The following is a 26,968-nucleotide window of genomic DNA, read 5'->3' as shown; positions in this document are numbered from 1 at the left end:
TGGCGCTTTGTCATTTGTTATGATCTATAACGATAAGGCGCGCCGCCGCCAAATGAAAAACGCTTGCCTTGGCGCAAAAGAGGCAGCACTCAAGAGTGTATGAGTGATCCTTTATCCACGCTACCGGGCTATTTGCTGCGCCGCGCTTCGGCTGCCGCGCTCGCTGGCCTCAATCGCCGCCTTGCGCCCTTGGGCCTGCGCCATGTTGATGCCAGCCTGTTGCTGATCCTGCATTCCATGCCGGGCACCACGCAAAGCGAGGCGGGGCGCCTGCTGGATATCCAGCGCGCCAATATGGTGCCGATCGTCAGCCGGTTGGAGGGGCGGGGCCTGATCGACCGGCAAAAGGTCGATGGCCGCTCGCAAGGCCTGCATCTGAGCGCCAAGGGCGATGCGCTTTGCGCCGAGGTGCGTGAAGAGATCGAGGCCTATGAACTGGCGTTGCTGGCTGGCCTGCCCGATGACATGCGCGAGGGCGCGGTGGCAGTGCTGGACGCCTTCTGGCGCGCGGCCGAGGCGTTGAATGTGGAGGCGCCGAGCGGGGAGGAGGGCTAAGGCCTCGCTCCCCTCTGCCAAGGCGGATCAGCCCTGCATGACCCATTCGGCCAAAGCCGCCATGCAATCGCGGCCCAGTTGCGCGCTGCGTTCGGGGCTCCAGCCCTGATCGGGGCAGGGCAGATCATTGTGATCCTTGAACGGCATTTCCAGCGTCATGGCCACCGCGCCAAAACGTTCGGCAATCTGGTTGGTGGCCATGGTCAGGTTGGCCTTGCCCGCAGGCGCGATGGGGTAACCGCGCTTTGTCTGGAAATCGGGGGTGCGGCGGTCAAGGATTGAGCGATAGGCGGCATAGCCTGCGCTTTGTTCGTCGGTGATCGAGGGGATGCCTTCAAAACCGGCGATGAACACATGGGGGATGGCTTCATCCCCATGCACGTCAATGCAGAAATCCACGCCCGTTTCATCCATAGCCTTGCGGATGGCCAGCACCTCGGGGCTGCGTTCGGGGGTGGGCGCATGCCATTCGCGGTTGAGGTTTACCCCCGCCGCATTGGTGCGCAAATGGCCAAGGCGTGACCCATCGGGATTGGCATTGGGCACGATATGGAAGGTGCAATAATCGCGCAGCAACCGGCCATGCGGGTTGGCCTCGTCGGTCAGCAGGTCCAGCGCGCCTTCCATCCACCATTCGGCCATGCTTTCGCCCGGATGCTGGCGGGCCTGAAGCCAGACCTGCACATCGCCCTCGCCAAGGGTCAGGCAGTCAATGGGCTGGCCTTCGATGCTTTGGCCAAGGCAGCGATAGGAGACGAAGGGCATGCTGGCCGTTTCGCTGATCAAATCGTGATGGCGCTCCATCGAATAGGGCGCGAAATAGGCGAACCAGCACAGATCACTGTCGGGCGTATGGGTGATGACCAGAGTCCCGCCTTCGACCTCCGGCTCCCAAGCGGTGGCCGCGCGGCCCCAATAGTCGCGGTCTTCCGACACGCAGGCCTTATAGCCTGCCCAGCCATCGGGATAGGCCGCCTCTTTCAGCCCTGTGATGCGCAGCACCAAGGTCCGTCCATCTGCGCCCGAAACGCGGAAGTGGAACCACTGGAAAAACTCCGAATGGGCATCGCGGCGGATTTTCAACCTCGCCTGCGCGCCATCCACGGAGAGCACTTCGATATTGCCCGAGTCAAAGGCGGCGGTGATGTGGATAGGCGTGTCAGTCATCATGGCACCTTGATGGTTTCGCCCGACTGGCCGGGGAAGCCGGAAAACAAAGCCTGCGCCAGACGCGGCGCGGCCAGCGATCCTTGGGAGAAGGGGGATGTGGCGCTGACGGTAAAGCTGGCGCGACCTTCCCACAAGACCTTGCCGCTTTGGCGGTCACGGATCACCGCGACCAGATCGGTGGCGGTCTTTTGCTGTGGGCCGGTCTGGAACGGGATGGACAGGCCAACGCCAGCATTGGCGCCGGCATAGCTGTTGTTACCCCCGCGCAGGCCGACGCGGACAGGCGCTTGGGCATTGCGGATAGACTGGCGTTCAATGCGGATTTGGGCGGTTTGCGCGGCGCTTTCGGGCGCGGCAATGGCATAGCCTGCCTGTGTCAGCGCTTGTTCCACCGCGATGCGATAGCTGGACTGGTCTTCTCCATCGCCCGCGATCACGGCGATAGTACCGCGACCCAAAGCGGCCGTCTCGGGCACGTGAAAGCGCGAGACTTCCACCGGACCAAGCGGAACGCCGCAGCCCGTCAACGCGAGCAATGCAAAAGGGGCAAGCCAATGTTTCATCGCGCGACTGGTGGCGCGGGGCAGGGATTTAGGCAAGCGTGAAGTTTCAGCGGCTGATGGGCGAGGAGGAGGGGAAGCGTTCGAACAGGGCTGCGGCCAGACGGGTGGAAATGGCCGTGTCATTCCATTTGCTCGACCCTTCGCGCGTGGCGATGCGGGCGCGGGCCTCGTACAAGGCCTTGCCGCTCAACCGGTCGCGGATGCGGATTTCCATATTGGTCGAGATCAGCGCCCCCAATGGCTTGGTGCCATCATAGGCAAGGCTCAGCCCCATCATCGAGCCGCGATTGGAAACGCCCATCGTGGCGGTGCCGGAAATCGGGCTGCGCTTTTCCTCGGCGGGTTCCAGCTGGTCGCGGGTGACGGTGATTTCCACGATTTGCCCGCCGGTGGCATCGGGGCGGGTGGTGTCATAGCCCGCCTTGGCCAGTTGATCGATCACCGCCGCCTCGAAAGTGGCCTGTTCGCGCCCCGAAGTGGTGCTGCCCGCCAGCGTTTGCACCGCCACTGCAATCGGGGCCTGCGCGGTGGAGGTGAGCGCAGGGCCCGCGCCATCGGCCATGAACCTTTCGGCATCCACGCGGCCCTCGCGGTCGTCGCGTTGGACCATGCGGCTGTCGAAACGAGAAGGGCCAAAGCCGCCCCAGCCACCGCCCCAGCCCGGTTGGGCCAAAGCGGGCGATGCGGCGGCGGCAAGCGGCAACAGGGCCATGGCATATCGGATGGGGCGAATCATAGGTAAAGTCAGCTTTCACGAGATCACAGGGGTGCCGCAAGCCGGACTTGTGCGAGCCATAGCCTTGCCGCAAGCTGAACCTGTGGGGACTATCTTCTTGAATTCTTCATCGGTGCAGGCCATTCCTTTGCCAATTCACCTAAAATAGACACATGGAAGCACCACGCATGACTGACAAGATTCCCGTTCTGGTGACTGGCGGCGCCGGTTATATCGGCAGCCATGCCGTGCTGGCCTTGCAGGATGCCGGTTGGCCGGTGGCGGTGGTGGACAATCTGGTCACCGGTTTCCGCTTTGCCGTGCCCGAAGGCGTGCCCTTCTATGAAGGCGATATTGCCGATAGCGCGCTGCTGGCGCAGATCTTTGCTGAGCAGGGCACGCAGGCGATCCTCCATTTTGCAGGATCGGTGGTGGTGCCCGAATCGGTGGAGAACCCGCTCAAATACTATCGCAACAACACCGCCAACAGCCGCAATCTGATCGAGGCTGCGGTGGCTGGTGGGGTGAAGCATATTATCTTCAGCTCGACTGCGGCGACTTATGGCATTCCCGAAGTCTCGCCGGTGCAGGAAGATAGCCCCAAGCAGCCGATCAACCCCTATGGCATGTCCAAGCTGATGACGGAAATCATGCTGGCCGATGTCGCGGCGGCGCATCCCATCAATTACGGCGCCCTGCGCTATTTTAATGTGGCAGGCGCCGATCCGCAGGCGCGCACCGGCCAGTCGACCGCTGGCGCGACCCATCTGATCAAGGTGGCGGTGGAAGCGGCGCTGGGCAAGCGCGAGAGCGTGGGCGTGTTCGGCAGTGATTTTGCCACGCCCGATGGCACGGGGGTTCGTGACTATATCCATGTCTCCGATTTGGCGCAGGCGCATCTGCTGACGCTGGAGGCGCTCATCGCGCAGCCGGAGCGCAATCTGACCATGAATTGCGGCTATGGGCGCGGCTTTTCGGTGCTGGAAGTGCTCGATGCGGTGGACCGTGTGACCGGCGGTCAGATCAACCGCGTGATTCAGGGCCGCCGCGCAGGCGACCCCGATTCGCTGATTTCCGACAATGCGCGCATCAAATCCACTGTTCCATGGGTGCCGCGCTATGATGATCTGGACCTTATTGTCGCCCATGCCCTTGCGTGGGAGCGGAAATTGGGCGAATTGGGCCATGGTTAAGGCTTGATGGCCGGGGCGAGGGTTGACTTTACCCCCATGCCTGACTATCGGCCCAGCTTCCATTTCCGGCGGCGAATACCCTCCGGGCTTTTCGCCACCAGCGCTTATTCAAGAGTAGAACCATGAAGATTCGCAACAGCCTGAAGTCGCTGAAGGACCGCCACCGGGATAACCGCGTGATCCGTCGTCGCGGCCGCACCTATGTGATCAACAAGACCCAGCGTCGTTTCAAGGCTCGTCAGGGCTAAGGACTGCTGTTGGTTTTGCGGGGCTGTAACGGCCCTGCAGGATTGATCGATCGGCCCGCTTTCCCTCTTGTGTGTCACCCGCTATGGGGTTGATACGCAAAAGGGAAAGCGGGCCGATGGCGTTTATGTGCCCCGCCCGCGCCTCGACAGGAAAGGTGGATCGGTGGGTGTAGCGCAGGCCAGTGTGGTGGTGTTCGATATTGGCCGCGTGCTGGTGCAATGGCGAATCGCCAATCTCTATGAAAAGTTGATCCCCGATTCGGCGCGGCTCGATTGGTTTCTGTCCAACGTGGTGACTGAAAGCTGGCATGCCCAGCACGATGCGGGGCGCCCCTTTGCCGATATGATCGCTGAACTGGTGGCGGAATATCCTGATGAGCGCGCGTTGATCGAGGCCTATGCCCCGCGCTGGCTGGAAACCGTGCCTGCGCCGGTTGATGGCACGGCGGATCTGGTGGAGGCTTTGGCCGCCAAGGGCGTGCCGCTTTATTGCATCACCAATTTCGGGGTGGATGCTTGGGGCATGTTTCGTCCCACTTTCCCTGTGCTTGACCATTTTCGCGATATTGTGGTGTCGGGCCATGAGAAGCTGATCAAGCCCGATCCGGCGATTTTCCATCTGGCGGCGCAGCGTTTTGGCCATGCGCCCGAAACCATGCTGTTTATTGATGATAATGCCGACAATATTGCCACGGCCAAGGCTTTGGGCTGGCACACGCATCATTTTGTCGATGGCGCAGAGGCGCTGGCGCAGGATTTGCGCGGGCGTGGTTTGATCTGAAGGCGAAGGGACCGGATATGTTGATGCGAATCGCTGCCTCGCTGGCCGTTATGGCGCTGGTCGCTGCGCCTGCCTCCGCTGCGCCTGCCCGCCGTGTGATTGTCAAAGTGGTGCAGGCCAAGCCGCCTGCGCCCATGCCCTTACCCCCCGCCATCCCGTTTCATGAAATCGAGCGTGTGGCGATCACCACCGAATTGGGCGTGATCACGCTGGATCTGGAAGGCAAGAAAGCGCCGATCAGCACCGGCAATTTCCTGCGCTATGTCGACAGCAAGCGTTTTGACGGCATGGCGTTTTATCGCTCCATGCATCTGCCCTGGGGTGATCCGCCCAATGGTTTGATTCAGGCGGGCGTGCGGGGCGATCCGCGCAAGGTCTTGCCGCCTGTCGCCCATGAGCCGACCAGCCAGACCGGCGTGCTGCACAAGGCTGGCACGATATCGCTGGCTCGCCTTGCGCCCGGTACGGCGACGGGGGATTTCTCGATCATGCTGTCGGATCTGGAGGCTTTGGACGCCGATCCCAAATCGAGCGATCCGGAAATTCAGGCAGGCTATGCCGCCTTTGGTCATGTGGTCGATGGCATGGATGTGGTGCGCAAGATCTGGGACACCCCCCGCGATCCCGAGGCGGGCGAAGGGGCTTTGAAGGGCCAGATGCTGGCCACGCCGGTCAAGGTGTTGAGCGTGCGCCGTGTGCCTCTGCCACAGCCTTTGCCCTTGGTTACCCCGTCCGCGCCTTGAACGCCGGATGCAATCATGGTTGACGCAGCCTTGCCTGCCGCTAGCCATGATTGCGGAGTTTCCCTTGGCAGGCTGCGCTGCTTTGTCATCATTTGGGTGTGATAAGAGACTGTTATGACCACAGAGCCTGCCGCCCCGCCCGAACAGCATGAAAAATTGAAAGCCATCCTGCGCGATAGCCGCAAGGCGATGGTGGGGATTGGCGTGCTCAGCGTTGCGCTTAATGTGCTGCTGCTGTCCGGCTCGCTCTATATGATGATGGTTTACGACATGGTGCTGCCCAGTCGCAGCGTGCCGACCCTGTTTGGTCTGGCGGTGCTGGTGCTGGTGGCCTATGTGTTTCAGGGTGTGCTGGATTTCATCCGCAGCCGCTTGCTGATCCATTTCGCCAATGCGGTGGACGTGGACCTCAACCGCGATGTCCATGCGCTGATCATCATGCTGGGGCGTAAACAGGCGGCGGGCGATGCCACACAGCCGATGCGCGATCTGGACCAGTTGCGCAGCTTTCTGTCGGGCGCGGGACCATCGGCTTTGGTCGATATGCCTTGGATGCTGTTCTTTATCGCGGTGCTGTTCCTGCTGCATCCCTATCTGGGCATTACGGTGCTGGTGGGGGGCGCGATTCTGGTGGCTATCACCTATCTGGTCGAAAAAATGACCAAGGAGCCTTCCGCCCAGTTGATGGAATGGAACACGCGCCGCTTGCTGGAGGCCGAGGCCGCGCGCCGCCATGCCGAAGTGTTCACCGCCATGGGCATGCAACAACGCATGGGCGACCGCTGGGTCGCCACCAGCCAGACGATGCTGGCCGCGCAGGGGCGTTTGTCGGCGGTGGTCAATGGCATGGGCAACCTGTCGAAAATCAGCCGTATGGTGCTGCAATCGGCGGTGTTGACGGTGGGCGCGCTGCTGGTGATGAAGCAGATGGCGACCGGCGGGGTGATCTTTGCCAGTTCGATCCTGTCATCACGCGCGCTGGCGCCGCTGGAAAGCATTATCGGCAATTGGCGCGGCTTTATCTCTGCGCGGCAAAGCTGGGCGCGGCTGCATAAATGGTTGGGCGAAATGCCCGATACCGAGAGCCTGCAATGGTTGCCCGCCGCGACCAACAAGCTGGAATTGCAAAGCGTGACGTTGGGCCCTCCAGGCAGCACCGAGCCCACCGTGCGCGGGGTGAGCCTGCTCGTCAAAGCGGGCGAGGGCGTGGCCATTCTGGGGCCGAGCGGTTGCGGCAAGTCGACCTTGGTGCGCGCGATCACCGGCGTCTGGGCCTTGGCCGATGGCCATGTGCGTCTGGATGGCGCGGCGATCGAGCAATGGCCGGTGCAGGAATGGGGCCGCCAGATCGGCTATGTGCCGCAGAATGTTGAACTGCTGGAAGGATCGGTGGCCGAGAACATTGCCCGCTTTGACCCGCAGGCCACGTCCGATGCGGTGGTGGAGGCGGCCAAGGCGGCTGGTGTCCATGATCTGATCCTGAAACTGCCCAAGGGTTATAACACGCCGGTCGGGCGCGAGGGGCAGACGCTGTCGGGCGGGCAGAAGCAGCGGATTGCGTTGGCACGCGCGCTGTATGGCGATCCTTTTCTGATCGTGCTGGACGAGCCCAATTCCAATCTGGACGAGGAAGGCGATCAGGCGCTGATGGGCGCAATCCGTCAGGCGCGGGCGCGCGGCGCGATTGTGATTGCCGTGGCGCATCGCGCCTCGATCTTGCAGGCGATGGATCTGGTGGTGCTGATGCAGGAGGGCCGGATCGTCGGCTTTGGTCCCAAGGAGCGGATGGTGCCGCATCTCTTGCCTGCGCCTGCGGTTTAAGCTCTGGGGGCTTGTCGGCGGTAGGATAGGGCTTCGGCCATATGGGCGCGGGTGATACACTCGCTGCCTGCCAGATCGGCGATGGTGCGCGCCACGCGGCGGATGCGCGTATAGGAACGCGCCGACAGGTTCATCGTGGCGGCAGCTTTCAGCAAGAGTTCCTGCGCGGGTGTTTCGGGCGTGGCAAAGGCCTCCAGCGCGTCCCCGTCCAGATCGGCGTTGCTGCGCATGGCGGTGCCAGCCAACCTTTCGGCCTGGATCGCGCGGGCTTTGGCCACACGGGCGGCCACTTGCGCGCTGCCTTCCTTGGGCGCGGGCAGGGCCAGATCGACGGCGCGGACCGGATCAACCTCTACATGCAGGTCAATGCGGTCGAGCAGGGGGCCTGAAACCTTGCTCTGGTAATCGGCGGCGCAGCGCGGCGCGCGCGAACAGGCCAGTGAGGCATCGCCCAGATGGCCGCAGCGGCAGGGGTTCATCGCCGCAATCAATTGAACGCGGGCCGGATAGGTGACATGGGCATTGGCGCGGGCCACGCTGACCTCGCCGCTTTCCAGAGGCTGGCGCAGCGAATCGAGCACCGCGCGCTGGAATTCGGGCAATTCGTCAAGGAATAGCACGCCCAGATGCGCCATGCTGACCTCACCGGGTTTGGCGCGCAATCCGCCGCCGGTCATCGCGGCCATGCTGGCGCTGTGGTGCGGCGCGCGAAAGGGGCGGTTGCGGCTGATCCGCCCGCCTTCCAATGTGCCCGCGACCGAGGCGATCATCGAGACTTCCAGTGCCTCGGCGGGGCTGAGCGGGGGCAGGATGCTGGGCAGGCAGGAGGCGAGCAGCGATTTGCCCGCGCCGGGTGGACCGACCATCAGCAGATTATGCGACCCCGCTGCGGCAATCTCCAAAGCGCGGCGGGCGGTTTCCTGCCCCTTCACCTGCTTCAAATCCGGCCCTGCCGCCGGCGGTTCGGCTTGGCCCATGGCGGGCGGGCTCAACACTTGCGCGCCTTTCAAATGGGCGAGCAGGCTGGCCAGGTCGGGCGCGGGCACCACCGGCACGCCTGCGGCCCAGCGCGCCTCTGGTCCTTGGGCGGCGGGGCAGATCAGGCCAAGATCGCGGACACTTGCATGCATGGCAGCCAGCAACACGCCGGGCGAGCCGACAATCCGCCCGTCGAGCGACAATTCGCCCACCGCCAGAAAATCCTGCAATTGTTCGCCATCGCAAACCCCCATCGCCGCCAGCAGGGCCAGCGCGATGGGCAGGTCGTAATGACTGCCCTCCTTGGGCAGATCGGCGGGCGACATATTGACGATGATCCGCTTGGGCGGCAGCGCCAATCCCATCGCGGTCAGCGCGGCCTGCACCCTTTGGCGGCTTTCATTCACCGCCTTGTCCGGCAGGCCCACCAGATGGAAGCCGGGCAGGCCAGCGGCCAATTGGCATTGCACCTCTACCGCACGGGCATCCAGTCCCAGATAGGCGACGGTTTGCACCAGAGCCACCATGGCCACATCCTCTCATGCTGTTTTGCCAAGTATTTCTACCTATTCTTGACTTTGTCGAGCGGGAAATGGAAAGGGGCGCCCGTGAAGGGGGACGAGCTAACGCGAATCCCTTGACTCTGGAGCGCGCATCCCATACTGGCGCCGCTTCACGCCTTGGCAGCGATGCTATGGTGTATCTGGCGCAGGACTGCGTCAATCAACGCAATCCGGATCAAACGCCGGTCAACGCAATTCGAGGGTTTTGACAATGAAGCGCACTTTCCAGCCCAGCCGGCTCGTCCGCGCCCGCCGTCACGGCTTCCGTGCTCGCACCGCGACCGTTGGTGGTCGCAAGGTGCTGCGCGCCCGCCGCGCACGTGGCCGCAAGAACCTGTCGGCCTGATCGATTCGTTCGATCACGGTGTAAAGACGGGGCCGGAGGCTATGCCTTCGGCCCCATCTTTGTTGGTGGGGCGCTTGTTGATGGGTAGTGCGTCCATGGGTGATGTGCTGGTCAAAGAGGCTGATGCTCAAACCTTGCCGCTCAAGCTGCAAGTGCTGACCCGCCGCGCAGACTTTCTGGCCGCCAATAAAGGCTTGCGAATCGCCCGCGCCGGTTTGGTGTTGCAGGTGCGCCCCAATGGCGGCGATGCGGCCCGTTTCGGCATTACCGTTACCAAGAAAATCGGCAATGCCGTGGTGCGCAACCGGATGAAGCGGCGCTTTCGCGCTTTGGTGCGTGAAGTCTTGCCGCAGCATGGGCTGGCGGGGCATGACCATGTGCTGATCGGGCGCGAGGGCGGGGTAGAGCGTGACTTTGCCCTGTTGCGCGCCGAATTGCTGGTGGCGCTGGAACGGGCGCGGGCTGGCAAGGGCGATCCGCCGCGCAAGGGGCCAAGGCTGAAAGGTCGTGGCGGGCAGGCCGCGGGTAAGCCCAAAGCGCCTCAACCCACGGTGTCTGGCGCGTGAAATATGCGCTGATCTTCATCGCCCGCCTGTGGCAATGGGGGCCATCGCGCATTCTGCCTCCATCCTGCCGCTATGCGCCGTCCTGCTCGGCCTATGCCATACAGGCGCTGCAGAAATATGGCGCGATTAAGGGTGGATGGTTGGCGGCGAAGCGTCTATTGCGCTGCCACCCATGGGGTGGGCACGGCTATGATCCGGTGCCCTGATTCCCGTTAAATCTGTTGTTATGATGTCTGGCTTGAGGAAATACGCGTGAAGAACCAGCGCAATATGATGATTGCGATGCTGCTGACCGGGCTTCTGCTGTTTGGCTGGGATGCGGCGATCCGCTATTTCTATCCCGATGCGGGCAAGCCCAAGCCTGCCGCTGTTGCCAGCCCGACCCCCACCGCCAGCGCCAAGCCCACCCGTGAAGGCGGCCTTACCAGCGTGGTCGATCAGGCGGTGGAGGCCAAGGCGCTCAACACTGATCTGAACGCTGGCGCGCGTGTGCCGGTGGAAGCGCCGGGCCTGTCGGGCTCGATCAATCTGGTTGGTGCGGTGGTCGATGACCTGTCGATCAACCGCCACAAGCAGACGGTGGAAAAGGATAGCAAGCCGGTCCGTCTCTTCTCGCCCGCTGGCACGCCTGCCGAACATTTCGCGCAGCTGGGCTGGGTAGGACAGGGTGTACAGACGCCCGATGGCAACACGGTTTGGACCGTGCCCGCCGGTGCCAAGCTGACCCCGCAGACGCCGTTGACGCTGAGCTGGGCCAATGCCACCGGCCAGACCTTTACTATCACCTATGCCATCGATGCCGATTACATGATCAGCGCCAAGCAGGCTGTGATCAATGCCGGTGCAGCTCCGGTCAGCGTGACGCCCTTTGGCCTGATCCGTCGCACGGAAAAGACCGCCAGCGTCGATTCGTGGAACATCCACTCCGGCCCGTTTGGCGCCTTTGATGGCGCGGTGAAGTTTGACCCCAATTATAGTGATGTGGCCGAAAAGGGTCTGGTGGCTGGCGCGGGCAAGCTGGACTGGATCGGCTTTACCGACATTTACTGGATGAGCACGCTGATCCCCGAATCCGGCGTGGCCAGCAGCGATTTCCGCAGCCTTGGCAATGGCCTGTTCCGCGCCGACGTGGTCTATCAACCGCAGATCGTCGCCCCCGGCCAGAATGCCGCGCGCAGCACCCGTCTGTTTGCCGGTGCCAAGGAAAGCCTCGTCCTCGACCGCTATGAAGCGACCGGCATTGCCAATTTCGGTCTGGCGATTGACTGGGGCTGGTTCCGCTGGTTTGAAAAGCCGATCTTCTGGCTGCTGCGTTCGCTGTTCAAATTTGTCGGCAATTTCGGCGTGGCCATCATCTGTCTGACCGCGATTGTGCGCGGCATCATGTTCCCTGTCGCCCAGCGCCAGTTCAAGAGCATGGCCGCCATGAAGGCGATCCAGCCCAAGATGAAGGCTTTGCAGGAGCGTTACAAGGACGACCGCGCCAAGCTTCAGGAAGAAACCATGAAGCTGTATAAGGAAGAGGGTGTGAACCCGTTGGCAGGCTGTCTGCCGATCTTCCTGCAGATCCCTGTGTTCTTCGCGCTGTACAAGGTGCTGATGGTGTCGATCGACATGCGCCACCAGCCCTTTGCGCTGTGGATCCGCGATCTGTCCTCGCCCGATCCGATGTATATCCTCAACCTGTTCGGCCTGCTGCCCTTCACGCCGCCTTCGTTCCTGACGATCGGTTTGCTGGGTCTGTTGCTGGGCATCACCATGTGGCTGCAGTTCAAGCTGCAACCGGCCGCGCCCGATCCCGCGCAGCAGCAGGTGATGTCGATCATGCCCTGGATGATGATGTTCATCATGGCGCCTTTCGCCTCGGGTCTGCTGCTCTACTGGATCACGTCCAACCTGCTGACGATTGCCCAGCAGAAATATCTCTATAGCCGTCATCCCCAGATGAAGGCTGCGGCTGCCGCTCCGGCACCGCTGAAAGACAAGGCCAAGAAGTGACTGAAGAAGAAGCCACCCAGCAAGCGTTGATGGAACGCGCCCGCAAGCTCTTTTCGGGGCGGGTGGACTTCCTCCTGTCCGCGCCGGCGCTCAAATTCCTGCCCGATCCGGTGGTGCCCGAAGTGGCCTTTGCGGGCCGCTCCAATGTGGGGAAATCCTCGCTGCTGAACGCGATCACGGGGCGCAAGTCTCTGGCGCGCACTTCGGTGACGCCGGGCCGGACGCAGGAATTGAACTTCTTTGAAGTGGGCGGGATCTCGGGCGAACTGCCCGACTTCCGCCTCGTGGACATGCCCGGCTATGGCTATGCCAAGGCGCCGCCCAAGGTGGTGGAGCAGTGGAAGAAGCTGGTGCGCGAATTCCTGCGCGGGCGCGTGGTGTTGAAGCGCACTTTGGTGCTGATCGACAGCCGCCACGGGGTGAAGCCGCCAGATCTGGAAATGATGGAAATGCTGGACGGGGCCGCCGTGGGCTATCGTCTGGTGCTGACCAAGGCGGATAAGGTGAAGGCCAGCGAATTGGCCGAAGTCCACGCCAAGGTGATTGCGGAGGCGCGCAAACATTCCGCCGCTTACCCCGAGGTGATGATCACCTCCAGCGAGACGGGGCTGGGCATTGCCGAGATCCGTGCAGCAGTGCTGGGGGATGCGGAAGTTTGAAGGCTTAGGCCCGTTTCCCCTGCCCTGACAACCTTGCGGTATCATCGATGGGTGGCAGGGCAGGGGGAGCGGGCCGGTGCCGCTTTCTGAGCGAAAAGCTGGCCAGCGCAATTTGGCCACCTTTTTTATGTAACCGAACAAGGTTACAAGCTGTGCCCATGATCTCGCAACAGCTTCGCCGCCTGTCGGCCTCTCCGCTTCGTTCCGTTCTGTCTGCTGTGGCCGCTCTGGCCGTGGGCTGGGCTTCGCCCGCGCTGGCCTGGGGGGAGACGGGGCACAAGACCATCGCCAATATCGCGCTGGCCAATGTCTCGCCCAAGGCGCAGGCGCAGGTGGCGGCTTTGATGAAGGCCGAGAGCGGTTTGGGCACCCCCAATTGTCCGGTTAAGGATATTGCCGATGCCTCGGTCTGGCCCGATTGCATGCGGGCGCAGGGTTGGCGCTGGGGCTATACGTTCCCTTGGCATTTCCACGATAGCGATGTGACCGGCAGCGGTTTCGACATGAAGGCCAATTGCTCCTATGGCAATTGCGTTACCGCCCAGATCCCGCGCGCCAAGCGCATTCTGGCCGATGCCAGCCTGCCTGCGGCCCAGCGTCTGGAAGCGCTGGCCTTTCTGGTCCATTTTGTGGGCGATTTGCACCAGCCTCTGCATGCCGCCGAACATGCCCATGACGCGGGCGGCAATGGGGTGATCGTCGGCAATATCGCGGGTGAGCCCTATATTATCAACACCACGCCCCCCACCGTGGTCAGCGCCAAGCCGACCCCGCTGACGCTGCATTGGATGTGGGACAATTACATTGTGGAACGTGCGCGTAAGGCGGGCAAACTGCCGGCGGTGCGCGCCTATAGCCCTGCCGAAAAGGCGGGTTTGGCCACGGGCGAAGTGCCCGATTGGGCGCAGGAAAGCTGGAAGCTGGCCCATGATGTCGTTTACCCGCAGGTTTTCGGCAAAGTGGTGGGGCCGGAGGACAAGACGCCCAAGGAAGTGACCGTGTCCGAGGCCGATCTGGACAAGGATGTGCCCTTGGCTTCGGACCGCCTGCTGCGCGCAGGCCTGCGTCTGGCGCGCTTGATGGAGGAAGCGCTGGGCTCCTAAATAACCGGCATGGCGCAATTCCCTTCTTGTCATGCTGGTCAGTGGGCCAAGCCTTTGCTAGGCTTGTTGCATGAGCGAATTGGTAACATCCCGTCTGGTTGACCCCGCCGCCGATGTGGCGGGCTTGACCGAAGCCCTGATCGCCTGCCCTAGCGTGACCCCCGCCACGGGCATGGTGTTTGACTGTCTGGAACAGATGTTGGCGCCCATGGGCTTTGCCGTGCATCGTTTTCAGGCGGGTGAGGCGCCCGATGGGCCGGTGGAGAACCTGTTCGCGATCCGGCGCGGACCTGCGGGCACCCGCCATTTTGCCTATGCGGGCCATGTCGATGTGGTGCCGCCCGGTGAAGGCTGGACCAGCGGACCTTTCGCCCCCACGCGGCGCGGCACGCCCGAAACGGGCGAATTGCTCTATGGGCGCGGCGCGGTGGATATGAAGGGCTCGGTCGCCGCCTTTATCGCCGCCCTGCGCGATGTGCCGCAGGAGGCGGGCACGGTCAGCCTGATCATCACCGGTGACGAGGAAGGCGTGGCCACCCATGGCACGCTGGCCTTGATCGACCATATGAATGCCGCCCATATCCGCCCCGATCTCATTCTGGTGGGCGAACCGACCTCGGTTCACCGCCTGGGCGATATGATCAAGGTGGGGCGGCGCGGCAGCGTCAATATGTGGATCGAGGTGGAGGGCACGCAGGGCCATGTCGCCTATCCGCATCTGGCCGATAATCCGATCACCCGTCTGGTGGCGCTGCTGGCCGAATTGAAAGCGATCAAGCTGGATGAGGGCACCGACTGGTTCCAGCCCAGCAATCTGGAAGTGACCGACATTGCCTGTGGCAACAAGGCGACCAATGTCATCCCGCAAAAGGCCAGCGCGCGTATCTCGATCCGTTTCAACGACCTGCACACGGGGCAAAGCCTGTCCGATCTGGTGACCGCCATTGCCGAGCGCCATGGCGCCAGCGTGCGGCCGGTGATTTCGGGCGAGGCTTTCCTGACGCCGCCCGGTGCCTTTTCCGATCTGGTGCTGGCGGCGATCAAGGCGGAGACGGGGCTGGACGCGGAAGTGTCCACCAGCGGCGGCACGTCGGACGCGCGTTTCCTCAAAAATCTGGCGCCGGTGATCGAGTTCGGCCTGTGCAACGCGACGATGCACAAGAAGGACGAGGCGGTGGCGATTGCCGATCTGGAAGCCTTGCAGCGGATTTTCACGCGGATCACTTTAGCGGGGCTGGCGGCCATTTGACGGGCGGGGAGCGGAAAAGCGGCTGATACGCAATCCGGCCCTGTTGCTCCGCGACCCTATTGCTCCGCGTCTGGGGGATTGCTAGCGCAGTCCTTTAATTCGGAGATTATCCAAGATGCGCCAGCGTCTGACGCAATTCCTGATTCTGGGCCTCATTCTGGGCATTGGCCTGGGCTATGTGCTGCATTCCTCCTATGATGCGGGTGATGCTGCGCTGGCAGCATGGGCCGATTATCTCAAGCTTTTGCCCGATGTGTTCCTGCGCCTGATCAAGATGATTATCGCGCCGCTGATCGCCTCGACCATCATCACCGGCATTGCGGGCATGGGCGATTCAACCGCGCTGGGCCGGATTGGGGCCAAGGCGATGGCATGGTTCCTCTCGGCCAGCTTTATCTCGCTGTTGCTGGGCATGGTGCTGGTCAATTGGTGGCAGCCGGGCGTGGGCGTGAATGCGGTGGCGGCCACGGGGGTGGAACTGGCGACCAAGGAATTGACGCTGCGCCATTTCGTGCTGGAAATTTTCCCGACCAGCGCGCTCGATTCGATGGCCACCAACAATGTGCTGCAAATTCTGGTCTTCTCGGTGTTCTGCGGCGTAGGCCTCAGCGCGATTGGCGAGAAGGGCCGGATCATCGTCGAATTTGCCGAGGCGGTGGTGCAGATGATGCTGCGTGTGACGGCCTATGTGATGGCGGTGTCGCCGCTGGCGGTGTTTGGCGCTTCGGCCTCGATCGTGGCGCAAAAGGGGCTGGGCATTATCGTTACCTATGGCGTGTTGGCCGGTGAATTCTATGCGGGGCTGGCCATTCTCTGGCTGATCCTGATCGCTGCGGGCAGCCTGTTCCTTGGCAAGCGTATCCTGATGCTGGTCCGCTATGTGCGCGAGCCGGTGCTGATCACTTTCTCCACCGCCACCAGCGAGGCTTCGTTGCCGCGCATGTTCGAGGCTTTGGACCGTTTCGGCGTGCCGCGCCGCGTTTCGGGTTTTGTGCTGCCTTTGGGCTATGCCTTCAACCTCGACGGCTCGATGATGTATACCAGCTTTGCCTCGCTGTTCATCGCGCAGGCCTATGGCATCCACTTGAGCTTTGAGCAGCAGGTGCTGATGCTGTTGACGCTGATGGTATCGTCCAAGGGCATTGCCGGTGTGCCCCGCGCCAGCCTGGTGGTGATCGCCGCGACGCTCAACCAGTTCCATGTGCCGGTGGAAGGCGTGGCGCTGTTGCTGGGGATCGATACGTTCCTCGACATGGGCCGTTCGGGCACCAGCGTGTTTGGCAATGCGGTGGCCACCGCCGTTGTCTGCCGCGCAGAGGGCATGTTGCAGCCGCCTTTGGACCCCGATGCGCCTTTGCCGGAAACCCCGCATGATACGCCCGAGCATGGGCGTAGGGGCTTGCATTTGGAGGAGGGGCAGTAAGGTTTTGAAGGTGCCTCCGGCGGGCCAAGGGACTCGTCCCTTGGCAATCCCTTTCATGGGTTGCGCTTCGGCCTCAAAGATCTGGCTTTAGGGATTTGAAGGCCTGCGGCGCTTTTTGGGCCAACCATTAAAGGTAGTATGGGGGGCTCACCCTTTCTTCTTCTCCAGCACCTTTTGCTTGAACCCGCAAAGGTCCACCACATCGCAGCGCCAGCATTCGGGCGTTCGCGCCTTGCAGATGTAGCGGCCATGCAGGATCATCCAATGGTGTGACCCCACGCGGAAGGGTTGGGGAACTTTCTTCTCCAGCCCCTTTTCCACCGCCAGCGGGGTCTTGCCCTTGGCCATGCCCGTGCGGTTGGCCACGCGGAAAATATGCGTGTCCACCGCGAAGGTCTCCATGCCAAAGGCGCAGTTGAGCACCACATTGGCGGTCTTGCGCCCCACGCCCGGCAACTCGGTCAGAGCATCGCGGTCGGCAGGCACTTCCCCGCCGTGGTCGCGCACCAATATCTCGGCCATGGCCATCACATTCTTGGCCTTGGAATTGAACAGGCCGATCGTCTTGATATGCTCCTTTAGCCCATCTTCGCCCAGATCGAGCATATCCTGCGGCGTCTTGACCCGCTCAAACAGCGCCCGCGTCGCCTTGTTCACCCCCACATCGGTCGCCTGCGCCGACAGCGTTACCGCCACCAGCAATTGATAGGTGTTGCCAAATTCCAGTTCGGTCTGCGGGTCGGGGTTGTTCTCGGCCAGGCGGCGGAAGAATTCGAAAATGGCGGCGCGGTTCATGGGGGTGGTATGGCGTGGTTCTGTTGGGGCGGCAAGATGCCTCCGGCGGGCAAAGGGCGGGGGCCCTTTGCAATCCCATAAAGGGGTAGCGCTTTGGCCTCACGGGGCAGCGTAAAGGAATGTATAGCCTGCGGCGCGGCGGAGTAGCGCTACCCAGCGCCGCAGGCTTTCAATTTTAGAGGTTTCGGCCATGCGCAAGTTAGCAGGCGATACCCATTATCGGGATTGCAAAGGGACGAGTCCCTTTGCCCGCCGGAGGCACCAAAACGCCCGCCGGAGGCAAATCTTACAGCCCCAACACCTCCCGCATCCCGTAACGCCCAACCGGCTTGCCGATCAGCCACAGCGCACCCTTGACCGCGCCGCGGGCGAAGATGCCGCGGTTTTCGGCGAGGTGGGAGAAGGAGAGGCGCTCGTTATCGGCGAGGAAATGGACGGTGTGGTCGCCCGCCACGCTGCCGCCGCGCAGGGCGGCAAAGCCGATGGTGCCCGATTCGCGCGCACCGGTGATGCCATCGCGGCCGCTGACCGATACGTCGGCCAAGGCCACTTCGCGCCCCTTGGCGGCGGCTTGGCCCAGCAACAGCGCCGTGCCCGAAGGGGCATCGACCTTCATGCGGTGATGGGTTTCCACGATCTCGATATCCCAATCCTCGCCCAGACGCTTGGCGGCTTCCTCGACCAGAAAGGACAGCATATTGACGCCCAGCGAGGTGTTGCCGGTTTGCAGAACGGGGATCGATTGCGAGGCCTGATCGAGCAGCCAGTGGTGGCGCTCTTCAAGGCCGGTGGTGCCGACCAGAATGGGGATGCCCGCCGCCACGGCCGCATCCAGATTGGCCTCCAGCGCGGAGGGCGAGGAAAAGTCGATCAAAACCTGTGATTTGGTCGCCAGTGCGGTCGGGTCTTCGCCACGGTCGATCCCGCCGGCCAGTTCCTGCCCTGCGGCCACCACCGCTTCGGAAAGGGCGCGGCCCATGCGTCCTGCGCTGCCGATAATGCCGATTCTGCTGCTCATGCTGATGCCTCCATTTGGCCCGCTCATGCGGCAGAGCGGCCCGTGTTGCAAGGGAGTGGGCGCGGCGGGCGCCATGTCGCTTTCCTACAAAACCTCATGGTTGTTTTTGCGTAATTTCGCATTGCGGCATAATTTATCCGCCTGTGTTCTATTTCATCCCACGAATAGAAAAGAATTGTGAAGGGCAGTTTGTATGGCTTTCCTTGGTGGGGTGAAGATCGGAACAATTTCCTTTGGGGCAATTGTTTTGCTGTCTGTGTCGGGCATTGCGGCGGGACTCGTTCCCATCCAATCGGCGATCGAGGCCGATGCCAGTGCGCAGGAATTAGGCAGGAATACTATGCCCAGCATCGCGCAGATCGCCAATATTCGTGGCGCGATGATTGCGGTGCGGATCAGCTCGGTCAAGGGCCTGCTCGATCTGAGCGAGGAGGGCCAGCGGGCCAATGCCAAGAAAATGAATGACCAGATGGCCGAGATCGACCAAAAGCTGATCGCCTATAAGCCGCTGCTGTCGGATGCCGAAGAACAGGCGATTTATGACAAACTTTGCGCTCAATGGGAGCATTGGAAGCAGATATCGGCACAGGTGCGCCAATTGGCCCCGGTAAACCACGCGCTCGCCATGGAAAAATACGAAAAGGAATTGTCGCCGCTGGGGCCTGAATTGCAGAAGGCGGCGACGGCAGAGCTGGAATATAACCAGAAAGCGGGCGATGAACTGGTGGCCCGCAACCACCAGACGATCACCCGCGCGATCGAGCAATCGGCCTTTCTCTGCGCCTTGACGGCGCTGACCGCGATTTTCACCATCTGGCTGATGCGCCACCGCGTGACGCGGCCCTTGTCCAATCTGGCGGGGGCGATGCAGGATATGGCGGGCGGAGATCTGGATCGCCACGTACCGGGGCGGGATTTGACCGATGAGGTGGGCGAGATCGCCCATGCTTTGGACGCGATCAAGATTGGCGTGACCCATCGCGCACAGGAGGCCTCCGCCCGCGATATGGCCGAGCAGCGGCAGATCGTGGAGGCCCTGTCCTCTGGATTGGACAAGATGGCCGCCAAGGATCTGGAATACCGGATCGAGGCGCCATTTCCGCCGCAATATGAAACGCTGCGCGCCAATTTCAACGATGCGATCCGCGCTTTGGCGCAGGCCTTGGGCACGGTGCGCGTGGGCACCAGCAGCCTGATGGCCACGATTGGCGAGATCCGCACCGCCGCCGACGATCTGGCCCAGCGCAACGCCGAGCAGGCCGCCAGTCTGGAGGAAACCACCGCCGCGCTGCGTCAGGTGACCGACGGGGTGAAGCGCATTGCCGCCCGCACCGGCGACATGCGGGTGCAAATGGGCCAGACCTATGAACAGGCGACGCAAGGCGGCGATGTTGTCACCCGTGCGGTGCAGGCGATGACCGCGATTGAAAGCAGCGCGCAGGAGATCAGCCAGATCATCGCGGTGATCGACGGGATCGCTTTCCAGACCAACCTGCTGGCGCTCAACGCTGGTGTAGAAGCGGCGCGGGCGGGCGATGCGGGCAAGGGCTTTGCCGTGGTGGCCAATGAAGTGCGAGGCCTCGCCCAGCGCAGCGCCGATGCGGCCAAGGATATCAAGACGCTGATCAACACTTCGGTCGATCAGGTGGCGGGCGGCGTGCAATTGGTGAAGGATACGGGCGACTTGCTGGGCGGTATTCTGGCGCGGATTGGCGACATCAATGGCGTGGTGTCCGAAATTGCCAGCAGCGTGGAAATGCAGGCGGGCAATATCGTGCAGGTCAATCACACGGTGAACGAGATCGACCGCGTGACCCAGCAGAATGCGGCCATGGTCGAGCAGACTAGCGCCGCCACCCGCGACATGTCCGACGAGGCCACGGCCCTGTCCAAGCTTGTCAGTTCGTTCCGCACCCGCAATGTTGACACGCGGCCTGAAGTGGGCGGCCAGCAGAACCGCCGCCAGACCCTGCGCGGCGGCACGGTGGCGGACAAGGTGAGGCTGGCGTTAAGCGCCTGAAGAGGGTTGCGCGGCGCAGGCCGGATCGGCGGGAATGGTGATCGTGCGCAGCGAAGGCGCCAGTCCGTCGATCAGATGCAGCCGCCCCCATTGCGGATCGGCCAGCGGGCCGGGGGCACCTGCCGCGTGGAGGATGATGCGGATCGCCGATTGCGCCGCCATCGTGCCCACCATGCCGACAAAGGCGCCCAGCACCCCATCGGCGGCGCAAGTGTCGCAGTCGGTGGCGTCAAAGGCATCGCCGACAAAGCAGCGGTAGCAGGCGTGTTGATCAAGGTGGCCGGCGAAATTGGCGACCTGCCCCTGAAAGCGGCCTACCGCCGCTGTGGTGAGCGGGATTTGCGCCGCCACCGCAGCGTCGGACACGGCAAGGCGGGTGGCGAAATTGTCGCAGCCGTCGAGGATGATTGTTGCGTCTTTTAGCAGCGCCTGAGCGTTTTCTGCGCAGATGCGGGTTTGATGCGCGGTGACGTCTATCGCGGGGTCAAAGCGTTGCACCCAATCGGCGGCGGCTTGGGCTTTGCTCTGGCCGATGTCGGCCTCGGTAAAGATCGTCTGGCGTTGTAGGTTGCTGGCCTCCACCCGATCATCGTCGATCAGCGTCAGGCGACCCACACCCGCCGCCGCCAGATATTGGATCGCCGGACTGCCAATCCCGCCGCAGCCGATCACCACCACATGCGCCCCCGCCAGCGCCATCTGCCCCACGCCGCCCACTTCGGGCAGGACAATATGGCGGGCGAAGCGGGAGAGGCGGTCTGGGGTCATGCCTGAGGTCATGGGGGAGAGATAGGAGAGGGGGGCGGTTGGGGCAAGGGTTTGATGTGCCTCCGGCGGGCCAAGGGACTCGTCCCTTGGCAATCCCGTTAATGGGTCGCGCGGCGGGTTGGCGCGGTGGGGACTCCGCTGGGGGCGGATGGGATATCAGGCCGGTGTTTGAGGCGCCCATACGGGTGGCGCGAAGGGCCGCGTGCACGTGCGAAGGGTCGGGTAGCCGCATTGCTTCACAGCCCGACTCGAACCTGAGGACTGGTGGCCAAAAAGCGGTAGGTCTCGCAAATCCCGCTTTTCTCGATAGGCTTATCGCCCATACCCCAGCCCGTTGGCGCTTGGTCTGCGTGGGTTCACGGCTTCAAACACAATCCGCGCTTTCCCGCTCATCCAAACACCGGCCTGAAAACACCACACCGCCCCGCAGCTGTCCGGTTGAGCGTGGATAGGTGCAGGATTAACCGATTTGGTTTGGTGTAGGAAAGGGGGAAGTTGAGTGATCAAAAATTAAGTTGTTTGCGTTGCATTACTGTGATTGATGGCTGATATGATAAAAGCCTTTGCCAAATCCGTGTTGTGCGGAGCTGTGATTGGTTGTGCGCCTTTTTTGATGGTGACTTTTGTTTCGGCCATAGCAGTAGCACTCGATGGCGGGCATGGAGATGGCAATCTGCGGGGAATGCTCTGGTTTGCGTTCCTGCCGTTGATGATTTCGTTTCCTATAGTTCTTGCAACAAGTTTGATTTTCGGCCTTCCGCTTACGCTTTTCTTGCGAATGCGAGGGCTGGAAAGCGGGGATGCCTATCGTGGTGCAGGAATTGCCCTCGGCTCGGTTATTCCCGTTGCAGGAGCGGTGATTCTCCATGCGCCTGGGGTTTATGTTTTGAGCATATTTGGGGCGATCGCAGGAGCGGCTACAGGGCATATCTGGTGGGAAGCCATCAAAAATGTGGATGACCATCCGCACTGATTTGTCAGTCAGACCCGCCGCGCAGCGGCTTTCAAATCAGTGATAGCGCTACGTATCGGACGAAGCCTTACAGAGTAAAGGGATTGCAAAGGGCCCCCGCCCTTTGCCCGCCGGAGGCATAAAGACCTCCCGCCGGAGGCACTTGTAAACACCCCGCCCACAGCCCATCCCCTGCGAACCCACAGGCTTCCCCACCGGTGATGCACAGGGCTACCCACCCTGCATCAACAGCTTATCCACAGGCATGCCAACAGGCGGTGCACAGGCTTTTGAGAAGCTCTATGCACCGCCCGTAAACAGGTTTTACCGGAGTTTTGCGCTTAGCTTTCCAGCTGGCGCAACAGCGAACGCACATCGCCGTCGATGTCGGCGTCGCGGGTGCGCAGGTCTTCGATCAGGCGCACGGCGTGGATGACGGTGGAATGATCGCGCCCGCCGAATTTGCGGCCGATTTCGGGGTAGGAGCGCGGGGTCAGCACCTTGGAGAGATACATGGCCACCTGACGCGGGCGCACCACGGCGCGGGCGCGGCGCTTGGAGGACATTTCGGTGCGGTCTACGCGGTAGAATTGGCAGACGGTGCGCTGAATCTCGTCGATGGTGATGCGCTTGCGGTTGGCCGAGAGGATGTCGGTCAACTGGTCTTCGGCAAGGGCAAGGCTGACCGGCTGGCCGGTGAGCTGGGCATAGGCGATCAGCTTGTTGAGGCCGCCGACCAATTCGCGCACGTTGCGGTTGATGGTGCGGGCGAGGAATTCGATCACATCGGCGGGCACTTGCACCGAGGCAAAGCGGGCGAGGCGGTGGTTGAGCACGGCGCGGCGCAGGTCGATGTCGGCGGGCTGGATATCGGCCACCAGACCCATCGACAGGCGCGAGAGGAGGCGCTGTTCGACGCCGTCCAGAGCTTGCGGGCTGCGGTCGGCGGCGAACACCAGACGCTTGCCTTCGGCCAGCAGGGCGTCGATCGTGTAGAGCAGTTCTTCCTGCGCCGAAGCCTTGCCGATGATGAACTGGATATCGTCGACCAGCAGCAGGTCAAAGCCGCGCAGGCGCGATTTGAACTCGATCATCTGGTTCTGGCGCAGGGCCTGCACGAATTCGACCATGAAGCGTTCGGCGCTGCAATAGAAGATGCGGGCGTTGGGATGGGCGGCCATGAAGGCATGGCCGATGGCATGCATCAGATGGGTCTTGCCTTGCCCCGTGGCGGCCTTGAGATAGAGCGGCGAGAATTGCGGCGCTTCGAGCGCGCCCATGCGCTGGGCGGCGTTAAAGGCCAGCACGTTGGAGGTGCCGGTGACAAAGCTGGTGAAGGTCAGGCTGGGGTCCAGACCGATCGAGGCCAGCGCCAGCGTGTCGGTGGCCACCGTGGTGGTCGGCATCGAACGGCTGGCGGGCGCACGGGGGGCGCGGGCGGGCGCGGGCGCATCGCTGTCATTCGACAGGGCGCCCAAAGCGGGGGCGGCGGGGCTGATGCTGGGCGCGCTGCGGGCCAGGCGCAGGTCGGGCATGGCGCGGCGGCCGGGCTGGGCGCTGATTCGCACATGGCGCATGTCGCGGGCGATTTTCCACGCCAGCGACAGGCGGTCGGCGAAACGGTCCGACACCCAATTGGCAGAAAATTCGGTGGGCAGATAGAGGTCGAGCGTGCCGGTGTCCTTGTTATAGGCACCCAGCTGGATCGGGCGAATCCATTGGTTGAACAGCTGTTGGCCCAGATCCTTTTTCAGGCCCTGGCAGATGTCGGCCCAATCTGCGGCGAGATCGAGCGCTTCCTGATCGTCGGCAGGCAAAGCTTGCGCAGCTTTACCCTTGGCCGGCGCTGCTTCTGCGCGTCGTCCGCCCCACGTGGTTCCCGTCACTCACTTGCTCCCGCATTGCATACGCGTTTGCGCCGAGGGGAAACCCCCAGCGAAAACTTACCCCCGCCCGCCGCACAGGGGTGCGGCAGGACCACTCAAGAAAAAACAGACTGTGCTGTGAAGTCAGGCGGGCCGCTCGGGCGCTGCTGACAGGTTCGTTTTATGGGTGATGGAGGGGTGGGGCAAGGGCGTTATCTGCAAAAATTTTGAAATAATTGGCTTGACACCAGAGGGTCGCAGAAATCCGCCATTTGCAAAAAATATCAATAAAAACAGGTATTTATAAATTCAGCCCCATGCGAATCGCGGGATTTCCTAGGTTTGCGAAAAGCTCCATTTTCCCTCGCTTTCGGGCATAGAAAAAGCCGCCGAGAAGCTCGACGGCTTTAACCATGTAAATGCCCGTAATTCGTCTAAAAGGTTAACCTGCGTGGCGCGGGGCGCCGGAGGCTACCTAGAGCGAATCCATAGGGGGGGCGAATCCGTAGGACCGCAAACCCCTATGCCCGAATCACAGAGCCGAGACGGCCTTGGTCAGGCGCGCAAACTTGCGCGAGGCCGTGTTCTTGTGCAGCACGCCGCGGGCAACGCCACGAGCCAGTTCAGGCTGGGCGGCCAGCAGGGCAGCAGCAGCTGCGGTCTTGTCACCACCTTCAAGGGCGGCTTCCACCTTCTTCACGAAGGTGCGGATGCGCGACAGGCGTGCACCATTGATTTCGGCGCGGCGCTCATTGCGGCGGATGCGCTTGCGGGCTTGCGGCGTATTGGCCATGTGTTTCCTCGTATCGGCCGCTGATGGCCGGAAAATGCTACCAAATAACTGGATCGCGGGCCCGCAGGACCCGCCAGAAGCGGCGCCCTTAATGGGCTATAGGCGAATCGTCAAGGCGATCTTGCGGTTTGACCCGCTTGGTGCCTTGAAAATGCGGCAGGGGTAGACGGCCGGTGCCGCCTGAAATTCAACTTTGACAGGTGGGGCACCAGAAACTGGAGCGCCCGCCTTGCGTCATGCGCTCTATCGGGGTGGCGCAGCTGGTGCAAGCCTGACCCTCGCGGCCATAGACCTGCCAATTGGCGGCGAAATAGCCCAATTCACCGTTGGGCTGGGCATAATCGCGGATGGTGGAACCGCCCGCGGCAATGCTTTCCTGCAAGACCTGCCGGATGGCGGGCAGGAGGCGCTCCAGCTCGGCGCGCGTCACATCGCGCCCTGCACGGGAGGGGGCCACGCCCGCGCGGAACAGCGCCTCGCAGACATAGATATTGCCCAAGCCCGCCACGATGGCCTGATCGAGCAGCAGGAGTTTGACCGCGCTGACCTTGCCCGCGAAACGATTCGCCAGATGGTCGACGGTCAGATCATCCTCCAAAGGTTCCGGCCCCAAACCGGCCAGCGGGCCCCAGCCTTGCAGCTTGTCCGTATCGACCAGATCGACCGAGCCGAAGCGGCGCGCATCGTTCAAGGCCAGCACATGGCCGGAATCGGTTTTCAGGATCAGATGGTCATGCTTGTCCTGAGTGTCGGGATCGATGCGCCACCGGCCCGACATGCCCAGATGGAACACCATCGTCCGGTCACGGTCCGTGGCGATCAGGCCATATTTGGCGCGGCGCGATAGGCCAGTGACGGTAGCGCCGGTCAGCGCCTGCGCCAGATCGGGGGGAAAAGGGCGGCGAAGCCCCTCGCGGCGGATCTCCACGCGGATGATGCGTTCGTCCTGCAGATAGGTGGCAAGGCCGCGCAGGGTGGTTTCGACTTCGGGTAGCTCTGGCATGGCGTGGTTGTAGGCGCAGGGCAGGGGCTTGGCGAGTGGGCTTGAAGGGCGAGGCTCCTCTTTCGGCGGCGCCGTTTTGTTCGTTTTGAGCCATGTTTTCCATGGTCGGTTAGGGATCTATTCTTTATTGCCCTTGGCTGTTTGCGCGATGTAGCTTCGCCATAAACGGGATCTGGAGTATTTATGACATCGAAGCGCGCTTATGCCCTGTTGCTGGTGGGGGCGGCCCTGTTGGCCGGATGCAAGGGGGACAAGCCGGTCGGCGGGCAAGTGGTGGCCAAGGTGGATGGCACCGAAATCACCCAGACTGAATTGAAGGCGGCCATGGCCAGCCTGCCGCCCGAGGCTTTGGCGGGCATGCCCGACAAGCAGGCCGCCGCTGTGCAATTGTTGCAAAAAGTGATCGACCGTCGCCTGTTGGCCCAGCAGGCGGAGAAGGAAGAGATCGACAAGCAGCCCGATTTCGCGGTGGAACTGGCCGCTATGCGCGAGGATCTGCTGGTGCGCCGACTGGCGGCCAAGGCGGCAGGTGACGTGCAGGCCCCCGACGAGGCCGCGGTCGACAGCTATATTGCCAAGAATGCCTCGCTGTTTGGCGGGCGCAAGATTTACGCGCTGGACCAGCTGGCCTTCCCCATGCCCAAGGACAAGTTGGTGATCAGCGAGATCGAGGCGGCCCATTCGCTGGACGCCATCGCAGGGGTGCTGGCCAAGCATAATATGCCCAGCCAGCGCGGTCGCGGTCAGTTGGACAGTGCCAAGATCCCGCCCGCCTTGGCGCAAAAGATCGATGCCCTGCCCGCAGGTGAGCCTTTTGCCACGCCGCAAAATGGCGCGGTGGTCGCCTCGGTGGTGACGGGCAGCCAGTCGGCGCCGGTGGACATGGCCAAGGCGCGCGAGGCGGCCAAGGGCATGATGAAGCAGGAGGCGGTGAACAAGGCGATGGAGGACCGCGTCAAGCAGGCCAGGCTGGTGGCCAAGATCGAATATGCCAAGGAGTTTACGCCGCCTGCCACCAAGGCGCCTGCTGCGGCCAAGTGAGGGGACGGGGGCAGGCGCCTATTTCCCCTGCCTGCCCCT

General features: G+C 62.4%; 27 protein-coding genes. 17 read left to right on the top strand and 10 right to left on the bottom strand.

The window, feature by feature from the left end; all coding sequences use genetic code 11:
- Positions 1–99: 99 nt before the first annotated feature.
- Entirely contained in the window at positions 100–555 is a 456-nt protein-coding gene (locus EOE18_RS03810; RefSeq protein WP_127706377.1) for a MarR family winged helix-turn-helix transcriptional regulator, read from the top strand.
- 27 nt (positions 556–582) lie between these two features.
- Here the strand turns inward: EOE18_RS03810 and EOE18_RS03805 are convergent, their stop codons facing one another.
- From EOE18_RS03805 to EOE18_RS03795, 3 genes are read right to left on the bottom strand one after another with little or no spacing between them, the layout of a single operon-like run.
- On the bottom strand, positions 583–1,725 hold the full coding sequence (locus EOE18_RS03805) for a M14 family metallopeptidase (protein WP_425464281.1): 1,143 nt from the start codon (positions 1,723–1,725) through the stop codon (positions 583–585).
- Positions 1,722–2,288, bottom strand: coding sequence for a DUF4136 domain-containing protein (locus EOE18_RS03800; protein WP_164852652.1), 567 nt, complete (start codon positions 2,286–2,288; stop codon positions 1,722–1,724). The genes EOE18_RS03805 and EOE18_RS03800 overlap by 4 nt, the downstream gene beginning before the upstream one ends.
- Positions 2,289–2,334: 46 nt before the next feature.
- Entirely contained in the window at positions 2,335–3,024 is a 690-nt protein-coding gene (locus tag EOE18_RS03795) for a DUF4136 domain-containing protein (protein WP_246027243.1), read from the bottom strand.
- 167 nt (positions 3,025–3,191) lie between these two features.
- On the opposite strand from EOE18_RS03795, the gene galE reads away from it, so the two are divergent.
- From galE to EOE18_RS03770, 5 genes are all read left to right on the top strand, one after another.
- Complete coding sequence (gene galE, locus EOE18_RS03790) at positions 3,192–4,196, top strand: UDP-glucose 4-epimerase GalE (RefSeq protein ID WP_127706373.1); 1,005 nt, start codon at positions 3,192–3,194, stop codon at positions 4,194–4,196.
- 122 nt (positions 4,197–4,318) lie between these two features.
- Positions 4,319–4,444: a type B 50S ribosomal protein L36 gene (gene ykgO / locus EOE18_RS03785; protein WP_008069451.1), complete on the top strand. Its 126-nt coding sequence runs from the start codon at positions 4,319–4,321 to the stop codon at positions 4,442–4,444.
- Positions 4,445–4,571: 127 nt separating this feature from the next.
- On the top strand, positions 4,572–5,225 hold the full coding sequence (locus EOE18_RS03780; protein WP_246027242.1) for an HAD family hydrolase: 654 nt from the start codon (positions 4,572–4,574) through the stop codon (positions 5,223–5,225).
- Between the two features lie 17 nt (positions 5,226–5,242).
- On the top strand, positions 5,243–5,968 hold the full coding sequence (locus EOE18_RS03775) for a peptidylprolyl isomerase (protein ID WP_127706369.1): 726 nt from the start codon (positions 5,243–5,245) through the stop codon (positions 5,966–5,968).
- A 114-nt stretch (positions 5,969–6,082) separates the two neighbouring features.
- Positions 6,083–7,789: a type I secretion system permease/ATPase gene (locus EOE18_RS03770; protein WP_127706367.1), complete on the top strand. Its 1,707-nt coding sequence runs from the start codon at positions 6,083–6,085 to the stop codon at positions 7,787–7,789.
- On the opposite strand, the gene EOE18_RS03765 is transcribed toward EOE18_RS03770, so the two are convergent.
- Positions 7,786–9,294: a YifB family Mg chelatase-like AAA ATPase gene (locus EOE18_RS03765; RefSeq protein WP_127706365.1), complete on the bottom strand. Its 1,509-nt coding sequence runs from the start codon at positions 9,292–9,294 to the stop codon at positions 7,786–7,788. The two genes, EOE18_RS03770 and EOE18_RS03765, sit on opposite strands and share 4 nt — an antisense overlap.
- A 247-nt stretch (positions 9,295–9,541) precedes the next feature.
- Here EOE18_RS03765 and rpmH point away from each other — a divergent pair, with 247 nt between their 5' ends.
- From rpmH to EOE18_RS03725, 8 genes are all read left to right on the top strand, one after another.
- A complete protein-coding gene (gene rpmH / locus EOE18_RS03760; protein ID WP_018075531.1) occupies positions 9,542–9,676 on the top strand; it encodes a 50S ribosomal protein L34 in 135 nt (44 codons plus the stop codon).
- Positions 9,677–9,756: 80 nt separating this feature from the next.
- Positions 9,757–10,242, top strand: a complete 486-nt coding sequence (gene rnpA, locus EOE18_RS03755) for a ribonuclease P protein component (RefSeq protein WP_425464280.1) — start codon at positions 9,757–9,759, stop codon at positions 10,240–10,242.
- Positions 10,239–10,448 carry a membrane protein insertion efficiency factor YidD gene (gene yidD, locus EOE18_RS03750; RefSeq protein ID WP_127706361.1) on the top strand — a complete coding sequence of 70 codons (210 nt, stop codon included), beginning with the start codon at positions 10,239–10,241 and terminating at the stop codon, positions 10,446–10,448. The genes rnpA and yidD overlap by 4 nt, the downstream gene beginning before the upstream one ends.
- Before the next feature lie 46 nt (positions 10,449–10,494).
- Entirely contained in the window at positions 10,495–12,240 is a 1,746-nt protein-coding gene (yidC, locus tag EOE18_RS03745) for a membrane protein insertase YidC (RefSeq protein WP_127706359.1), read from the top strand.
- 29 nt (positions 12,241–12,269) lie between these two features.
- Positions 12,270–12,899, top strand: coding sequence for a ribosome biogenesis GTP-binding protein YihA/YsxC (gene yihA / locus EOE18_RS03740; protein ID WP_220445967.1), 630 nt, complete (start codon positions 12,270–12,272; stop codon positions 12,897–12,899).
- Positions 12,900–13,057: 158 nt separating this feature from the next.
- Positions 13,058–14,002 carry a S1/P1 nuclease gene (locus EOE18_RS03735; protein ID WP_127706355.1) on the top strand — a complete coding sequence of 315 codons (945 nt, stop codon included), beginning with the start codon at positions 13,058–13,060 and terminating at the stop codon, positions 14,000–14,002.
- A 70-nt stretch (positions 14,003–14,072) separates the two neighbouring features.
- On the top strand, positions 14,073–15,251 hold the full coding sequence (gene dapE / locus EOE18_RS03730) for a succinyl-diaminopimelate desuccinylase (protein WP_127706353.1): 1,179 nt from the start codon (positions 14,073–14,075) through the stop codon (positions 15,249–15,251).
- 115 nt (positions 15,252–15,366) lie between these two features.
- On the top strand, positions 15,367–16,674 hold the full coding sequence (locus EOE18_RS03725) for a dicarboxylate/amino acid:cation symporter (protein ID WP_127706351.1): 1,308 nt from the start codon (positions 15,367–15,369) through the stop codon (positions 16,672–16,674).
- 147 nt (positions 16,675–16,821) lie between these two features.
- Here the strand turns inward: EOE18_RS03725 and nth are convergent, their stop codons facing one another.
- Together nth and dapB are read right to left on the bottom strand one after the other, a co-directional pair.
- Positions 16,822–17,469 (bottom strand): endonuclease III, encoded by a 648-nt coding sequence (gene nth, locus EOE18_RS03720; protein ID WP_127706349.1) that lies wholly within the window; start codon positions 17,467–17,469, stop codon positions 16,822–16,824.
- 286 nt (positions 17,470–17,755) lie between these two features.
- Positions 17,756–18,487, bottom strand: a complete 732-nt coding sequence (gene dapB / locus EOE18_RS03715; protein ID WP_127706347.1) for a 4-hydroxy-tetrahydrodipicolinate reductase — start codon at positions 18,485–18,487, stop codon at positions 17,756–17,758.
- A gap of 193 nt (positions 18,488–18,680) precedes the next feature.
- Between dapB and EOE18_RS03710 the strand changes: the two genes are divergently transcribed.
- Positions 18,681–20,507 carry a HAMP domain-containing methyl-accepting chemotaxis protein gene (locus tag EOE18_RS03710; protein ID WP_127706345.1) on the top strand — a complete coding sequence of 609 codons (1,827 nt, stop codon included), beginning with the start codon at positions 18,681–18,683 and terminating at the stop codon, positions 20,505–20,507.
- Here the strand turns inward: EOE18_RS03710 and EOE18_RS03705 are convergent.
- Complete coding sequence (locus EOE18_RS03705) at positions 20,496–21,275, bottom strand: HesA/MoeB/ThiF family protein (protein ID WP_127706343.1); 780 nt, start codon at positions 21,273–21,275, stop codon at positions 20,496–20,498. The genes EOE18_RS03710 and EOE18_RS03705 overlap by 12 nt on opposite strands.
- A 538-nt stretch (positions 21,276–21,813) precedes the next feature.
- Between EOE18_RS03705 and EOE18_RS03700 the strand changes: the two genes are divergently transcribed.
- On the top strand, positions 21,814–22,248 hold the full coding sequence (locus EOE18_RS03700; RefSeq protein WP_127706341.1) for a hypothetical protein: 435 nt from the start codon (positions 21,814–21,816) through the stop codon (positions 22,246–22,248).
- A 320-nt stretch (positions 22,249–22,568) separates the two neighbouring features.
- On the opposite strand, the gene dnaA is transcribed toward EOE18_RS03700, so the two are convergent.
- The 3 genes from dnaA to mutM form a co-directional block, all read right to left on the bottom strand.
- Positions 22,569–24,044, bottom strand: a complete 1,476-nt coding sequence (gene dnaA, locus EOE18_RS03695) for a chromosomal replication initiator protein DnaA (RefSeq protein WP_246027258.1) — start codon at positions 24,042–24,044, stop codon at positions 22,569–22,571.
- A 580-nt stretch (positions 24,045–24,624) separates the two neighbouring features.
- Positions 24,625–24,885 carry a 30S ribosomal protein S20 gene (gene rpsT / locus EOE18_RS03690; protein WP_127706337.1) on the bottom strand — a complete coding sequence of 87 codons (261 nt, stop codon included), beginning with the start codon at positions 24,883–24,885 and terminating at the stop codon, positions 24,625–24,627.
- Between the two features lie 187 nt (positions 24,886–25,072).
- Positions 25,073–25,888 (bottom strand): bifunctional DNA-formamidopyrimidine glycosylase/DNA-(apurinic or apyrimidinic site) lyase, encoded by an 816-nt coding sequence (gene mutM, locus EOE18_RS03685; protein ID WP_127706335.1) that lies wholly within the window; start codon positions 25,886–25,888, stop codon positions 25,073–25,075.
- A 183-nt stretch (positions 25,889–26,071) separates the two neighbouring features.
- On the opposite strand from mutM, the gene EOE18_RS03680 reads away from it, so the two are divergent.
- Positions 26,072–26,929 carry a SurA N-terminal domain-containing protein gene (locus tag EOE18_RS03680; RefSeq protein ID WP_127706333.1) on the top strand — a complete coding sequence of 286 codons (858 nt, stop codon included), beginning with the start codon at positions 26,072–26,074 and terminating at the stop codon, positions 26,927–26,929.
- Positions 26,930–26,968 lie beyond the last annotated feature (39 nt).

Origin of the sequence: Novosphingobium umbonatum, assembly GCF_004005905.1 — a bacterium.
In the GTDB taxonomy this organism is placed as follows: Bacteria; Pseudomonadota; Alphaproteobacteria; order Sphingomonadales; family Sphingomonadaceae; genus Novosphingobium; species Novosphingobium umbonatum.
This window is presented reverse-complemented; position numbering and strand designations above follow the sequence as displayed.